This is a genomic window from Halosolutus amylolyticus, from assembly GCF_023566055.1.
Taxonomy (GTDB): domain Archaea; phylum Halobacteriota; class Halobacteria; order Halobacteriales; family Natrialbaceae; genus Halosolutus; species Halosolutus amylolyticus.
This window is the reverse complement of record NZ_JALIQP010000001.1, coordinates 1070091-1084602: the sequence shown is the minus strand read 5'-3', so window position 1 is coordinate 1084602 and position 14512 is coordinate 1070091. Positions and strand designations below refer to the sequence as shown.

At 65.5% G+C, this 14512-nt stretch carries 16 protein-coding genes, 2 tRNA genes and 1 pseudogene; 10 read left to right on the top strand and 9 right to left on the bottom strand.

Annotated elements, in window-relative coordinates:
- Positions 1-123 precede the first annotated feature (123 nt).
- The 3 genes from MUN73_RS05240 (at position 124) to MUN73_RS05230 (ending at position 2257) form a co-directional block, all read left to right on the top strand.
- Positions 124-1053 (top strand): replication factor A, encoded by a 930-nt coding sequence (locus MUN73_RS05240; RefSeq protein ID WP_250139378.1) that lies wholly within the window; start codon positions 124-126, stop codon positions 1051-1053.
- A gap of 1 nt (position 1054) precedes the next feature.
- Entirely contained in the window at positions 1055-1687 is a 633-nt protein-coding gene (locus tag MUN73_RS05235) for an RPA family protein (RefSeq protein WP_250139377.1), read from the top strand.
- Positions 1688-1843: 156 nt separating this feature from the next.
- Positions 1844-2257 (top strand): DUF8146 domain-containing protein, encoded by a 414-nt coding sequence (locus tag MUN73_RS05230; RefSeq protein ID WP_250139376.1) that lies wholly within the window; start codon positions 1844-1846, stop codon positions 2255-2257.
- Positions 2258-2338: 81 nt separating this feature from the next.
- Here MUN73_RS05230 and MUN73_RS05225 read toward each other — a convergent pair whose 3' ends face one another.
- Positions 2339-2794 (bottom strand): DUF5814 domain-containing protein, encoded by a 456-nt coding sequence (locus MUN73_RS05225; protein ID WP_250139375.1) that lies wholly within the window; start codon positions 2792-2794, stop codon positions 2339-2341.
- 157 nt (positions 2795-2951) lie between these two features.
- Here MUN73_RS05225 and MUN73_RS05220 point away from each other — a divergent pair.
- A tRNA-His gene (locus MUN73_RS05220) sits at positions 2952-3023 on the top strand.
- A 390-nt stretch (positions 3024-3413) separates the two neighbouring features.
- Positions 3414-4763, top strand: a complete 1350-nt coding sequence (locus MUN73_RS05215) for a right-handed parallel beta-helix repeat-containing protein (protein ID WP_250139374.1) — start codon at positions 3414-3416, stop codon at positions 4761-4763.
- 148 nt (positions 4764-4911) lie between these two features.
- Here MUN73_RS05215 and MUN73_RS05210 read toward each other — a convergent pair whose 3' ends face one another.
- The 3 genes and pseudogenes from MUN73_RS05210 to MUN73_RS05200 all read right to left on the bottom strand — a co-directional run bounded on the left by MUN73_RS05210 (position 4912) and on the right by MUN73_RS05200 (position 7427).
- The gene (locus MUN73_RS05210) at positions 4912-5901 is read right to left on the bottom strand and encodes an aldo/keto reductase (RefSeq protein ID WP_250139373.1); all 990 of its coding nucleotides are present in this window, start codon (positions 5899-5901) and stop codon (positions 4912-4914) included.
- An 85-nt stretch (positions 5902-5986) separates the two neighbouring features.
- On the bottom strand, positions 5987-6841 hold the full coding sequence (locus MUN73_RS05205; protein WP_250139372.1) for an alpha/beta fold hydrolase: 855 nt from the start codon (positions 6839-6841) through the stop codon (positions 5987-5989).
- A gap of 165 nt (positions 6842-7006) precedes the next feature.
- Positions 7007-7427: pseudogene (locus MUN73_RS05200) on the bottom strand (cupin domain-containing protein).
- Positions 7428-7511: 84 nt separating this feature from the next.
- Between MUN73_RS05200 and MUN73_RS05195 the strand changes: the two are divergent.
- Both MUN73_RS05195 and MUN73_RS05190 read left to right on the top strand, forming a co-directional pair.
- Complete coding sequence (locus MUN73_RS05195; protein WP_250139370.1) at positions 7512-7688, top strand: hypothetical protein; 177 nt, start codon at positions 7512-7514, stop codon at positions 7686-7688.
- A 93-nt stretch (positions 7689-7781) separates the two neighbouring features.
- On the top strand, positions 7782-9083 hold the full coding sequence (locus tag MUN73_RS05190; RefSeq protein ID WP_250139369.1) for a DUF2238 domain-containing protein: 1302 nt from the start codon (positions 7782-7784) through the stop codon (positions 9081-9083).
- Positions 9084-9236: 153 nt separating this feature from the next.
- On the opposite strand, the gene MUN73_RS05185 is transcribed toward MUN73_RS05190, so the two are convergent.
- Both MUN73_RS05185 and MUN73_RS05180 read right to left on the bottom strand, forming a co-directional pair.
- A complete protein-coding gene (locus tag MUN73_RS05185) occupies positions 9237-10097 on the bottom strand; it encodes an aldo/keto reductase (RefSeq protein WP_250139368.1) in 861 nt (286 codons plus the stop codon).
- Positions 10098-10177: 80 nt separating this feature from the next.
- On the bottom strand, positions 10178-10585 hold the full coding sequence (locus tag MUN73_RS05180) for a YbhB/YbcL family Raf kinase inhibitor-like protein (protein ID WP_250139614.1): 408 nt from the start codon (positions 10583-10585) through the stop codon (positions 10178-10180).
- 384 nt (positions 10586-10969) lie between these two features.
- Between MUN73_RS05180 and MUN73_RS05175 the strand changes: the two genes are divergently transcribed.
- Positions 10970-11296 (top strand): 2Fe-2S iron-sulfur cluster-binding protein, encoded by a 327-nt coding sequence (locus MUN73_RS05175; protein WP_250139367.1) that lies wholly within the window; start codon positions 10970-10972, stop codon positions 11294-11296.
- An 11-nt stretch (positions 11297-11307) separates the two neighbouring features.
- Here MUN73_RS05175 and MUN73_RS05170 read toward each other — a convergent pair whose 3' ends face one another.
- Positions 11308-11976: a hypothetical protein gene (locus tag MUN73_RS05170; RefSeq protein WP_250139366.1), complete on the bottom strand. Its 669-nt coding sequence runs from the start codon at positions 11974-11976 to the stop codon at positions 11308-11310.
- A 120-nt stretch (positions 11977-12096) separates the two neighbouring features.
- Here MUN73_RS05170 and MUN73_RS05165 point away from each other — a divergent pair, with 120 nt between their 5' ends.
- The gene (locus MUN73_RS05165; protein ID WP_250139365.1) at positions 12097-12387 is read left to right on the top strand and encodes a DUF7577 domain-containing protein; all 291 of its coding nucleotides are present in this window, start codon (positions 12097-12099) and stop codon (positions 12385-12387) included.
- A gap of 120 nt (positions 12388-12507) precedes the next feature.
- Here MUN73_RS05165 and MUN73_RS05160 read toward each other — a convergent pair whose 3' ends face one another.
- Positions 12508-13434, bottom strand: a complete 927-nt coding sequence (locus tag MUN73_RS05160; protein WP_250139364.1) for an ATP-grasp domain-containing protein — start codon at positions 13432-13434, stop codon at positions 12508-12510.
- A gap of 290 nt (positions 13435-13724) precedes the next feature.
- Positions 13725-13798, bottom strand: a tRNA-Phe gene (locus MUN73_RS05155).
- A 220-nt stretch (positions 13799-14018) separates the two neighbouring features.
- Here MUN73_RS05155 and MUN73_RS05150 point away from each other — a divergent pair.
- On the top strand, positions 14019-14465 hold the full coding sequence (locus tag MUN73_RS05150) for a DUF7344 domain-containing protein (RefSeq protein WP_250139363.1): 447 nt from the start codon (positions 14019-14021) through the stop codon (positions 14463-14465).
- The last annotated feature ends 47 nt before the right edge of the window (positions 14466-14512 follow it).

The window sequence follows — 14512 nt, the reverse complement described above, 5'->3', positions numbered from 1 at the left end:
GGCGGGCCGTTCGCCCGTGAATCGCGGTCCGCTTCACTTTCGCTCCGGTGGCGGTATTTTAAATACGATCGGGAACGAACCGGCGTATGCCTCCCAGTGAAACCAAAGAGGAGGCGTGACACCATGAGCGACGTACGACAGCACGCGGACAACATACACGACCAGTTTTCGGACCATCTCGACATCAGCGTCGACGACGTCGAGGAGCGCCTGCGAACGCTCGTCGACGAGTACACGGTCCCGATCGACGAGGCCCGCCGGAGCGTCACCAACCACTACCTGGACGAGGCGGGGCTCGATCGGGAGGACCTCTCGGGCGGATCGAGCGAGGCGGTCCAGATCGAAGCCGTCGACGAGCCGGAGCAGTGGATCGACCTCACGGCGAAGGTCATCGAACTCTGGGATCCACGGAGCGATTCGGTCGCACAGGTCGGCCTACTGGGCGATCCGACGGGGACCATCAAGTTCACCAAGTGGGCCAAGTCCGACCTCCCCGCACTCGAGGAGGGCGGCGTCTACGAACTGCGCAACGTCGTCACCGACGAGTACCAGGGCCGGTACTCGGTCAAACTCAACTCGACGACGGTCATCGAAGAACTCGACGAGGATATCGAGGTCGGCAACGACACCAGCGAGATCGAAGGCGCACTCGTGGACATGCAAAGCGGCAGTGGCCTCATCAAGCGCTGTCCCGAGGAGGACTGCACCCGGGTCCTCCAGAACGGGCGCTGTAACGAACACGGCGAGGTCGAGGGCGAGTTCGACCTCCGGATCAAGGCCGTCGTCGACGACGGCATCGACGCCCACGAGGTCATCTTCGACAAGGACGCCACCGAGGACCTGACCGGGATCAGCCTCGAAGAGGCCAAGGACATGGCGATGGACGCGCTCGACACCACCGTCGTCGCCGACGAGATCCGCGACCAGGTCGTCGGCACCTACTACCGCATCGAGGGGCCGACGTTCGGCCGGTACGTGCTGGCCGACGACGTCACCGAACTCGACGGGCCGACGGATCCCGAGGAACTGCTGATCAAAGCGAGGTCGATGTGACATGAGCCAGGCAGAACTCACTCGCGAAGTCGCCCGCCGCGTCTTCGCCTCCGAATTCAACGACGCGACGTACGCATTCAAAGAGAGCGACGACGAGCGCGCACCGAACTACGCGCTCCTCCCGACGGGCGATCGCGCGAACCGCGTGTTCATCGTCGGCACCCTGACCGAGACCGAGGACGTCGGCGAGGACAGCGAGTACTGGCGCGGCCGCGTCGTCGACCCGACGGGGACGTTCTTCGTCTACGCCGGCCAGTACCAGCCCGAAGCCGCCTCGGTGCTGCGGGACACGGAACCGCCGGCGTACGTCTCCATCGTCGGCAAACCCCGCACCTACGAGACCGACGACGGTACCGTCAACGTCTCCGTACGACCCGAGTCGATCGCGGTCGTCGACGACGACACCCGCGACCGCTGGGTCGTCGAAACCGCCGAGCGCACGCTCGATCGGATCGAGGCGTTCCGCGAGTGGGAAGCCGAGCAGGAAGCGCCCGAGAGCGGGTCGACCGCGCCCACGAACGAGTACGCCCAGATGGCCCGCGAGCGGTACGACTCGCCCGTCGAGAACTACCGCCGGGACGTGATCCAGGCGCTCGAGAGCCTCGAAGAGATCGAAACGGACGCGACGGCCTGACCGATCGCATCGACTGACACACCACCACGCCGCGCGGTTTTTTGGATCGATCCCCGCCACGATCGAGTGGGATCGCGCCGTCTCTCGGGTGCCGGACGACCGACTGCGGCCGTCCGACAAATTATTAAGTATGGTGAACGTCAACTAGCCGAATCAATGGGCAACAAGAACAAGACGATCTCGTTTCGCGTGAACGAGGACGCGTTCGAGGCGCTCCAGGACATCGCCGAAGAGCGCGACATCTCGTTGTCCGCGGTCTTCCGGGACTACGTCGATCAGCTCGTCGAACACGACGGACAGGTCGCGGTCGTGCCGGAGGCCCGTCTCGAGGGGGCAGATGGCGGGGGCGAGGGGGACGGGGACCTCGCGTTCCCACCGACCGTCGAGGTCTCGAAGAGTTTCATCCGCGAACACGAGCGGCTCGAACTCGAGGCCGACCACCTCCGGGAGCAACTCGACGAATACAAGGCCTACGTCACCGACCTGCAGGACCGTCTCGATGACGAGGAAAACGAAGTGCTCCTGCTCGACGACCTCGACGAGACCGACGGCCCCTCACAGCTCCGGTAGCCGATCGGCTGTCCGTGTCGAACTGATACGAATCGAGTCCGGGACCGGACGGGACACCCGTGAGAGATCGCGATTGCGGGGCTACCGCGCGAGATCCCGTTTCGACTGCCGGATCTCGTCGGCTTTCTCGGTGGCCCCGTCGACGCGCGCGAGTGATTCCGCCGCTTCGAGGGTTCGAACGCCGTCGTCGAGGAATGAGAGAACGTCCCCGGGATAGGCGTACACCATGTAGTCGTCGGTCATCACGTCGACGATCGCATCGGGTCCCAGTCCCTGCGCGCGCAACTCGAGCAGGTACCGGATGAACTTCCGCTCCGGACAGCCACAGTAGGGGTTGTCGTCGCAGTCGCAGTCCAGGAAGTCCTCGGCGAAGTCGAGCACTCGATCGCGGGTCGTCTCGTCGAGTTTCTCGAGGCCGTCGCCGCGGAAGAGCATGTCCAGCGTCGCCCCTTTGAACGCGCCCTTGGGGATGTTCGTCTCGAGCTGGGAGCTGAGCTGGCGGTGGTTCTTGACGTAGATCTTGTCGGTGATGGCCACGCGTTGGCGGTCCTACGGGGGTCGGGCCGAAAAGCGTCCCGGTCGCGGGCGAGTGACGATCGCACGGACCAAAACCCGCGGTACGGAGTCGCACACTCCCGTCCCCGAGTCGTAACGTATTTCAGGCCATCCGCGTTTAGAGAGAGATGTACGCGTGTCCGGGTTGGGGTAGTGGTTATCCTTCAGCCTTGTGGAGGCTGAGACGCGGGTTCGATTCTCGCACCCGGACCTTTTGACGACGACTTCACGGAGGAGTCAAAAGTCCGATCGAGATCGAACCCTGGAAGTCGCAGCGCCGAGCGAAGCGAGGCGATCGTCTTCCTTCGGTTCGATTCTCGCACCCGGACCTTCTGTGGCGTCATCGTGAACGGAGTGACTGCCCGGAGCAGCGTCGTCGTTTCGACGAGCACCTTCCCGAACCGCGGAAGTCGTCAGGGGAGTAAAACGGACGACTCGCACAGTAGATTCGCGATCGAAGGGGTGAGGCGATGAGACCCGGTCGCCGAACGAAACGCCGACCCGTTGCACCGGATCCGCCGGAGACTTTAAGTCTTAGTTACCGAGTTGTACTGACATGTTAAAGTACAGTATAGATAGGCGAACAGTGCTCAAGAGTGCTATGGTTGGTGCAGTCGCAGCCGTGGGAGCGGGAACCGCCGCCGCGGAATCGACGCTCACGGTTCCCGACGACTACGAGACGATCGAGAACGCGGTCCGTGCCGTCGAACCGGGCGGAACGGTCGTCGTGAAGCCGGGAACGTATGCGGGCGAGCAGGTGTGGATCGAGAAGCCGGTTCGGATCGTGGGCGATCCGGGTTCGAGTAGCGACGTCGGGCCCGGTTCAGATGCGCCCGTACTCGACGGGGAAGGGAGAGACGACGCGGCTGGCTTTCGGCTCGTCGATCCGGGAAGCGACGGGGCCGTCGTCATCGAGGGCTTCGAGGTCCGCGGATACGGAACATCGAGCTGGGGAACCGGCGTGAAGGCGGACGGGGAGACGTCGTCCGTACTCGTCAGCGATTGCTACCTCCACGATCTCACCGGAAACGGCGTCGGCGCGCTCGACGGCGGCACCGAGAATATGTCCGGCTGGGAGGTGCGACGAAACCGGATCGAAAACGTCGACGCTGACGGCGTCCGGTTCGACAACGTCTCCGACTCGATCGTCGAATCGAATCGGATCGTCGCCGGTGGCGACTCCCAACGAGGGATCAGACTCCACGCGAGGGTGAACGATCCGATCGAAAGCGTCCAAGAGTCGGTGACGATCGCGTCGAACGAACTCGTCGGCCGCTTCGAAGGTGGATCGATTCGACTCCTCTCCATACTCGGCGACGTGGAAGCGGACAGCGCGTCGACCGGACTTCGAGACGTCACGATTCGCGGCAACGAGATCTACGACTGCGACGGCGGCCGCGCGGTGCTGATCGCCGTCAACCCTGGGCCGGGGGGTGAAGCGTGGGTTCGAGACACGACGATATCGGGGAACGAAATTTCCGGCGCAAGAGCGGCCGTTTACGCCGGTTCGGGAGTGGAATCCGGATTGTCGAACCTCGACGTTCGAGGGAACGACGTTCGGTCGAACGCGATCGGGGTCATGATCAACGCCGCCGACCCCGCGAACGTAGATCGCGTCCTCATCCGCGAAAACGACGTCGAAGGAAACGAGTACGGACTCGCCGCCGTCGGCGAAGTCGATGCGGGGACGATCGAAGCCCGATCGAACAACGTCGTCGGAAACGAAGAGTTCGGAGCGCTAAACGCAGCGAACGGCCAACTCGACGCCGGGCGGAACTACTGGGGTGCGCCGAGCGGACCGGAGAGACCGCGACCGGGACGGAAATCCGATCGCGATCGCGGAAACGCTCCGGACGACTTGCCGAACCGAGAGAAGGGACGAACGATCGGCGACGGTGATCCGGTGAGCGAAAACGTCGCGGTCAACCCCTGGTTATCGTCGCGGAAGTAACGGCTGGGACGCTCGTTCCGGACCGATGCTCCGCGCTCGTACCGCGTCCGGGCGGGCCGTATCGCGATCGATGAGTGAAACTCCGCGCGGGTCGCGGCCGGTATCCGAAAACCGGTCGACGGTGGTATCAGCGCGGCATCGATCCGGCCTACCAGCGATGGTGCACGTGCTCGGCGACGTGCCTCTCGTAGACGTCCCGTGTCGCGCCGTGAGCCTGGTTGGACAGCGACTCGAGATCGGAGACCGCGGCGTTCGCACGGACGTGCTCCGGTGACGTGGTGCCCGGGATGACCGTCGAGACGGCCTCGTGGTCGAGGATCCAGCGGAGCGTGAATTCGGCCACCGAGAGGCTCTCGGGAACGTGGGTCTCGAGCGCTTCGACGGCGTCGTGGCCGGTCTCGTAGGGGACTCCCGCGAACGTCTCGCCGACGTCGAAGGCCTCGCCTTCGCGGTTGAAGTTGCGGTGATCGTCCTCCGGGAACGACTGCTCGCGATCGAGCGCGCCGGTTAGCAGTCCCGACGCGTACGGGACGCGGACGATGACGCCGACGTCTTCTTTCCTGGCCTGTTCGAAGAACAACTCCGTCGGGCGCTGGCGGAACGGATTGAAGATGATCTGGACCGTTTCCACGACGTCGTACTCGATCGCCTTGAGCGCCTCCTCGACTTTCTCGACGCTGACGCCGGCGTAGGCGATCTTCCCCTCGTCTCGGAGCCGTTCGAGGGCCTCGAACGTCGACGGTTGGTAGTACGCCTCGGTCGGCGGACAGTGCAATTGCAGGAGATCCAGCGTGTCCTCGCCGAGGTACTCGCGGCTCCGATCGACGTGCGCGGAGAGGGTGTCGTACGTGTACCGATCCGCCTCGTGCGGGTCGAGCCGTCGGCCGGCCTTCGTCGCGACGACGACGTCGTCGTGCGCGTCGCGTTCGTCGAGCACGCGGCCGATGTGTCGCTCGCTGCGGCCGTCGCCGTAGACGTCCGCGGTGTCGATGAAGTCGATATCCGCGTCGAGGGCGGCGCGAACGACGTCGCGACCGGTTTCGTCCGAGACCTCGCCCCAGTCCCCGCCGATGTTCCACGTGCCGAGTCCGACCTCCGAGACGTCGTACCCGGTCGAACCGAGTCGTCGATGATTCATGTGTGGTCGATGTGCGTACCGCCGGGTATGTCTTGGCCTGGGGGCAATCGACCGCGGAGGAGAGAGACGGGAGCGAGCAGCGTCGTTACGTCGCGTCCCCGAAGAACGACGTCAGCCGATCGACCAGCCACCCGGGCCGCTCCTCGGGGATCCAGTGGCCGGCCCGATCGACGACTTCGCCGTCGACGACCTCGGCCACGGCCTCCATGTCCCGGATCGGTAATTCGCCGAACGACTCCGTCCCGCCCAGCGCGAGGACGGGGATCGAGAGCGGGTCCTCGGCGTGGCGCTGGTTGTGCTCGGCGTCCGTCTCGTAGGCCCGGTAGTACTCGAAGCCGCCGCGGAGGCCGCCAGGCTGGGCGTAACAGCGGACGTACTCGTCCCGGGCGTCGGCGTCGATCGCCGACGGATCGTACGCGCCCTCCTTGAAGAACCACGAGAGGTACAGCCGCTCCCGGCCTGCGACGAGTTGCTCGGGCAGGTCGGGAACGCTGTGGAAGCGCGTGTGCCAGAGCCGTCGCTTGTGCTCCTCGTTGATTCCCGGCAGGCCGGCGTCGAGAACGGCCAGCGCGCGCACCTCGTCGCGGTACTGGGCGGCGTAGGCGTAGGCCGTCGACATCCCCCAGTCGTGGCCGACGAGCAGGACGGCGTCGTGGCCGAGGTGGGCGACGAGTTCCCGGACGTCCGTCGCGACGGTGTCCTTGTCGTAGCCCGATCGGGGCGTACCCGAATCGCCGAGACCGCGGAGGTCGGGGGCGATGACGGTGTATTCCTGCGCGAGATCCGGGATGACCGCACGCCACTCGTACCAGGTCTGTGGCCAGCCGTGGAGCAGGACCAGCGGCGGGCCGTCGGCGTCGCCGGCGGTAACGTAGTGGATCTTGACCCCGTTGACCCGGGCCAGCCCGTGTTCGAGTTCGACGTCGTCGACTGCGACCATATCCAAGTGTTCCCACACGAACTCATCACTCTTCCGTCGTGTCCGGCGGGCGATCGGTCGATCGGGCGGCGAACGGGCGGCAACCGGCTCGTCAGTGCTGCACGACGGGTTGCCGTGGATACAGCCCCAGTAGGGGATCCCCACAGCGTTAGCCGTGGGAAGATGTCAGAGCGGTGCGCCGACCAGCAGGAGTGTGGCTCGATCGTCGCCGCGGTTGTGGATCTGGCGGCGTTCGTCGGGATCGAGCCGGATCGCCTCCTCTACGGTTTACTGTACGTCAGTTCCAGCGCAACCGCCGCCCGGATCGCGGTTGCGCCGGTGAATCGTCACAGCAATCCGTATCGACCTCGAGCGAGACCGTCTCGTCGGCGAGTTCGACCTCGACGGTTCCCTCGACGACGTAGTAGGCCTCCTCCTGTCCACTCTCCGTCTCGTCGTGTTCTTTTCCCTTGCCGCCGGGTTCGAGTTCGAGCACCGTGAACCCGAGTTCGTCGGTATCGAGTGCGTCCTTCAGGAACCACATGCCGCCCCACTCCTCGGGGACGACGGAGTCGACGTCCGTCTTCGACGCGGTGTCGTAGCCCATACGCGATCGTCGGCGTCCAGCCCTCAAAATCGACCCGCCGCAGATAACGCTAACACCGGCGACCCCGTACCGTCCAGACCGTCGATGTCCGATCACGACGAGACCGGGGACGAGTTCGAGTGTGACACCTGTGGGGCCGTGGTCCCCTTCGCGGACGCCCGCCGGACGAAGACGATCGGCGGGCTCGATCCGGCGAAGTGGCAGACGCTGTGCTGTCCGAACTGCGGGAGCCGCCTGAAGACGGTATTCGTGGGCAAGTGAGCGGACACCGGGAGCGATCGTCGGGTCGCACGCACCACGAGACGCGGGTCGCGCAAGGTCGCGCGTTTAGAGGCTCCGCCCCGTAGCGAGCGTATGGCGGACGCCCGACTCGACGGGATGGTCGACAGTCCGCACCGAAACGCGATCCTGAGCTGGATCGTCACGACCATCCTCGCCGTACTGGCAGTCAACCACGCACTGGCCGCGTCGTACCGCTGGTTCGCCTTCACCGGGCTCGCGATCGCGATCGTGCTGGCTCCGGTCGCCGCGTTCCGGGATCCGCTGGCGGTGCCGCCCTGGGAGTTGCTGGTGCTCGTCTTGCTTCCCGTCGTCGACGCGACGATCCTCGACGAATCGTTCCTGACGACGATCGCGGTCTACGTCGCCGTCGCCGCTGTCGCACTCGTCGTCGCCGTCGAGATCGATCGCTTCACTGCGGTCCGGATGAACCACGGGTTCGCGATCGCGTTCGTCGTGCTCACGACGCTCGCCGTCGCGGGCGCGTGGAACGTCGCCCAGTGGGTCTCGGACGTCGCGTTCGGGACGGCGTACGTGCTGGACGGGCGATCGCAGGACGCGGCCAACCGGGCGCTGATGTACGACTTCGCTTACGCGGCGGTCGCCGGCCTGTTCGCGGGCGTCGTCTTCGATCGGTACGGTCGGTCCACGACGGACCGCCTCGCCGAGGACTCCACGACGGGCACGGCCGACCGGTCGTCCGAGCCGCAGCGATCGGCGTCCGAGTCGGAATCGGACCCCGTCCCCTCGCTGGTCCGCGATCGACTGGACGTGCCCGAACGGACCGTGCGGCGACTCTCCCGGGCGATGCAGGCGGCACTCGCACTGATTCTCTGTTACGGACTCGTGGTTCGCGACCTGACGACGGTCGCCAACGGGGCGATAGCGCTGGCGATCACGTTCCTCCCGGCCGTCCTCGAGCGGGACTACCGGCTGCCGCTCGAACCCGAACTCGTGTTCTGGCTGACCGCGGCCGTCTTCCTGCACGCGCTCGGGTCGGCTGGCCTGTACGGAGCGATCGGACCGTGGGACAGCCTCACGCACACGATCTCCGCGACGATCGTCGCCGCGGGCGGCTACGCCGTCGTCCGGGCGATCGACCTCCACACGGACGAGGTGTACTTCCCGACGTCGATGCTGTTCGCGTTCATTCTCGTGTTCGTGCTGGCGTTCGGCGTCCTCTGGGAACTCATGGAGTTCGCCATCGACTGGAGCGCCGCCCTGCTCGGCCTCGACGCGGTTCTCGCCCAGCACGGACTGAACGACACGATCGTCGACCTCGTCTACGACGTCGTCGGCGCCGCCGTCGCGGCGGTCTGGGGATCGATCTACCTCACCGATCTCACGCACCGGATCGCCGATCGATTCGACGGCTGATACGGATTGCTGTACCGATGTACCGGCGCAACCGCGATCCGGGCGGCGGTTGCGCCGGAACTGACGTACAGTAAACCGTATGATACGGGAGAAGCGGCGCGCAATTCGACACCGGTTCGACGGCCGCAACGCGAGGATCGAAGCCGCGTGGAATCAGTCCGCCGCCCCGGTGATCGCCTGCACCTCGTCGTCGGTCAGCGACACCTGCGAGGCCGCGAGGTTCGACTCGAGGTGGGCCGGATCCGACGTCCCCGGGATCGGGAGCACGACGTCCGATCGCTCCAGCAGCCACGCCAGCGCGACCTGTCGTCGCGTCGCGTCGTGGTTCTCGGCGACGTCGTCGAGGCGGTCGCCGTGTTCGGCGAGGTCGTCGCCGTCGATCGGAGCCCACGGAATGAATCCGATGTCGTGTTCGTCACAGACCTCGAGGACGTCCGCGTTCGACCGATCGGCCACGTTGTACCGGTTCTGGACGGTGGCGACGTCGACGTGCTCGCGGGCCGTCTCGAGTTGCTCGACGGAGACGTTGCTGACGCCGACGGAGCGGACGAGGCCGTCGTCCTGGAGTTCGGCGAACGTCTGTACGGAGTCCTCGAACGGCGTGTCCGGATCGGGGCGGTGGAACTGGTAGAGGTCGATCGTGTCGGTCCGGAGCCGATCGAGCGACGCCAGCACCTGGTTCCGGACGTAGTCCGGATCGCCGTGGGCGATCCACTCGCCCGATCGGTTGCGCAGGAGACCGGCCTTCGTCGCGACCAGCACGTCGTCGCGATCGCCGATCGTCTCGCCGATGAGGCGTTCGCTCACGCCGGGGCCGTAGGAGTCGGCCGTGTCGACGAAGTCGACGCCCAGGTCGATCGCCTGCCGGAGCATCTCGCGCGCTCGCTCCTCGTCCTCGGGCGGGCCGATGATCTCGTCACCACAGAGGCGCATCGCTCCGAATCCGAGGCGATGGACGGTCGTTTCACCGATCTCGAACGTGTCGCTCTCATTCGCGATGGTGTCGCTGCTCACACCGCCGGTACGGCGAAGCGACGGAAAACCGTTGAGCGTTCACCCGCCGGGAACACGCGTCGGCGATCGGGCTCGATTACTCAGGCCGGGTACGTCCCGTCGAGTTTCGTCGCCGCGATCACGTGGCCGTCCATGGCTTCCGCGAGGCCGTCGGCGTCCGTTTCGGGTGGCAGGTCGAGCGTCGTCTCCAGCGCGAAGAGTTTGAACCGGTAGCGGTGTTCCGCGTCCGGCGGATTTGGCCCCCCGTAGCCGACCTCGCCGAAGTCGTTCGTCCCCTCCGCGGCGTCCTCAACCTCCCAGTCCTCCGGAATCGTCGTCGTGTCGGGCGGGACGTTCCAGACGAGCCAGTGCGTCCACACCTCCCCGGCCGGTTCGACCGCGTCCGGATCGTCCACGATCAGTGCGAGCGAGTCGACATCCTCGGGGACTGACTCGATAGATAGCGGCGGATTAACGTTCTCGGCCTCGTAGCCGTATTGCTCGGGAATCCGACCGCCGTCGTCGAACGCCGGACTCGTGAGCGCGAGGTCGCCGACCTGCTCGACGTCGCCGGTGGGGTCGACGCCGTTTTCGGACGTGTCCTCATCGTCACCGCCGGTCGCGTTCGAACCGTCGGTGTCGTCTTCGGTCGAGGTCGGGTCCTCCGTCCCGTCGTCGAGGCACCCGGCGACGAGCGCGCCCAGTCCGACGACGATCGTTCGTCGCGTGGCTGGCGCTGACGGTTGCATACGGCGTCGTTCGCCCGCGGTCGAAATATAAGACGTCGGTGGGAGTGCCGGCTGGGAGGGCCGACCGTGCGAAAAAGACGATACCGACGACGGCCGCGACGGCGACAGCCAAGACATACGGTCACACAGCACGTACTCGCTGGCATGCCGACGGTTCAGTTCCGCGGCCAACGAATCGACTGTGACGAGGGGGAGATCCTCCGTGACGTGCTTCTCGAGGCCGGCGAGAGTCCGCACAACGGGATGGCCGATACCGTGAACTGCCGCGGGAAGGCCACCTGTGGGACGTGTGCCGTCGCGGTCGACGGGGCGGTCAGCGACCCCACCGATCGGGAGCAACAGCGACTTTCGTTCCCGCCGCACGATCCCGACCGCGGCCTCCGACTGGCCTGTCAGACCCGGGTCGAGGGCGACGTCACGGTGACCAAATATCCCGGATTCTGGGGACAGAAGATCGAGGAGACGGACTGATCGAGCCGGACTCACCGGACGTACGGACGGATCTCCTCGCGCAGGTACGTCAGGTACTGCCCGGAGTCGAACTCGGACGGCCGGTAGATCTCCACGTAGCCGCTTCGAGACCCAGTCATCTTCACGTCGGCTCCGGCGTACTCGTAGGTGAGACCGACCTGATTCAGACTCGAGTTCGCGAGGAGGCCGTCCATATCGTGGCTCGTCCGCAGATCCTCGCCGTGGAAGATCCCGTTCATCCCGTTGTCGCCGGTCCCGTGGAACCCGGCTTTCCACGGCGTCGCCGACTCGCGGGCCGCGAAGAACCCGTCGAGGTCCAGCGTCGCGCGCTCGATGCTCGTGTCGGTCTCGGCCCCGATGAGGTCGAACGCGAACGTACCGTCGCCACTGTCGACGGCGACGAACTCGCCGGGGACGCCGACGAATTCGGTGTACTTCGTGTCGATCCGCGGTCGTTCGGTGACGTGAATCGCCCCGCTCTCGATCGTCGTCGTGGGCCGATCCGTCCGCGTCTCGGCAGCGGCACGACCAGCGAATGCCATGTCTCCGGACGGCAGAGAGAACACGCGATCGATCTCGAGACAGCGATCGAGTTCCGCCCCGTCCGCCGTGACGGTCTCGGTGTACGAGTCGACGACGTCGAACGTGCCATCGACGATGCCGAGGACTCCTGCCTTCATCTTCAACTTCTATCAGCGGGCCATACTATAACGATTCCGGCCGCTCACGGACGAGTCCAGCCGGGATACTGTTCGGGAATCGCACACAGTACCTAACCGATCGGCGGTCGTAGGTACCGTGTGGTCGCTCCCGGACAGCTCTACGCCGCGGTGATACTGGTCCTCTTGCTGTTCGCGTTAGGGGTCAGCATCCCGGTTCTCGCCCGGATCTTCCGGGAGGGGCTCGAGCGACGGCGCAAGTGGAAGAACGGGGAGATCGAACGCTACACCGAAGACGAGGAGTACGACCGGGGCCCCGCCGCTCCGCTCGAGGAGGACGCGGCGGAGCGGACGCGCCTGACGTGTCGTCACTGTGGTGCGAAAAACGACCCCGCGTTTCGGTACTGTGGTCGCTGTGCAGCGCCGCTGTGACCGCGGGTCCAGTCAGGGCCGACCACTCGTCCGTCGCTCGTCCTCGTCGATCGCGTCCGCCGTTCTCGCCCGTCTCGCACCAGTCCCGTCCATCGACGCGGCGATCGGACGCAGCCCCGGTCACGACAGGGCGCGGGCGATCGAGTCGGAGCGACGACACAGTGCCGCGTCGATCGCGTCGACGAACCGATCGAGCGCGCCGTCGGTCCGCGAGAGACCAAGGTACGGTTCGATCAGTTCGAGTTCTATCAGTTCGAACGACCCGCCTCGCTCGACCCCGTCGACGCGGGCGTAGGTCAATTCCGACGGGTCGATCGAGTGGACGTTAGCGGCGGCCTCCAGGACAGTTCGGGCCTGGGCGACGAGATCGGCCGCCGGATCGATCGCCGCGGTGGAGACGCCGAAATCCGGATGCGCCCTGAAGTCGTCGTCTGCCGGCACGCTCCGGTTGGCGTGACTGTACGCGCCCCCGAAGAAGATCAGCGAGAGTTCACCGTCGAGTACCTCGGGTGCGAACTGCTGGACCAGGAGATCGCGTTCGGCGCGCTGGGCCTCGAATCGGTCCGCTGCGTCCGGTCCGATCGGCGTCGAGGCCCGCCAGACGCCGCTGGAACTGGTCCCGATCGCCGGTTTGATTACGGCGTCCGTCCAGTCGTTCCGGGCCAGCACCGTCCCGAGGTCGACGTCTGCACCCCGATCGACGTACGCGGTCGGGACGACGGAGACGCCGGCCGTCTCGAGGTCCCGCAGGTAGAACTTGTGGACGTTCCACCGGATCACGTCTGGGGGATTGACCACGACGACGCCGTTTCGCTCGACCGTCCCGAGCCACGCGCGGAACGCGTCCGGGTCCTCGTAGTACTGCCAGCACGATCGAACGACGAGGCCGTCGAACCGCGACCAGTCCACCCCCGACTCGCTCCAGATCACGGGTTCGGCTTCGTACCCCCGATCGCGGAGTTCCGACGCGACGGCGCGCCCGTCGTCGGTCAGTTCGGGTGCCCTCGTCCCGGTCACGATGCCGATCCGCGGTCCTCCGTCAGTCATCGAGTCGAACTACAGAGTGAATCGACAAGAACGCTCGCTGAACGCGATTCCTGTATCCATTTCGATACTTGATCGCGTCACCGGAGTGGATTCCGGACACGGCATCGAGCGCGGAGTCCTGTCGCGCCCCGGACGATCGCCGCAGTACAGTGACGGCCGGGGCGGGTCGCTCTCGCCGTGCAGTCATCCCGATCGTCGATCGAGTGCAGATCGAACGGAAACGGCATAGGAACGGGATGCCGCCTCCCGGATCGCATGCACGGCTCGAGGTGTTGCTCGCCGCAAAAGTATGCCGCCTCCCGGATTTGAACCGGGGACAGCTCGATCTTCAGTCGAGTGCTCTCCCAGTCTGAGCTAAGGCGGCGCACCTACATCTCCGTCCATGGTATAAAAAAGGATTTCGAATCTAATCGCCGGCAGAAGGGCAGGCGGAACGACACGTTTCCCGTCAGCAGAATCCAGTAGGGTAATCGCGACTCAGTAACGGGATGGCTACCATCGCGTTTGGGAGTGCCTGACGTTCGTTGGTTGGAATGTTGGATATTCAAGACACGCTTTTCTGCGCTGGAGGGTAACATCGTGTTATGGAAGCACTTGCCTCGGACGAGGGGGAGACAGAACTCTCGGCCGACACCATTCTGGAGCTCCTGGCGAACCGCCGCCGGCGATATCTCCTCTACGCCCTCAGGGGGCAAGACGGCCCGATCGAGCTGTCGACGATCGCCGAACAGGTCGCCGGCTGGGAACACGACGTGCCGCCGGACGAAGTCGCGAAAAACGAGTACAAGAGCGTCTACGTCTCGTCCGTCCAGTGCCACGTCCCGAAACTCGCCGACGCGGGCGTCGTCGATCACGACGAGGAGAACCACACCGTCGTGCTCTCGGACAACTTCGAACAGCTCGAACCGTACCTTCGCGTCGTGGTCAAGGACGAACCCGAAAACTCGACGCTGCACGCCGCCCTCGAAGCAGAATCCGAGGAGGGGCTCCTCGGCCAGATTCGCGAGAACGTCGCGCGACTCAAGCACTGACTGATCGCGGCTATTATCAGACTACCACTTGCAATCGCCGGCTACGG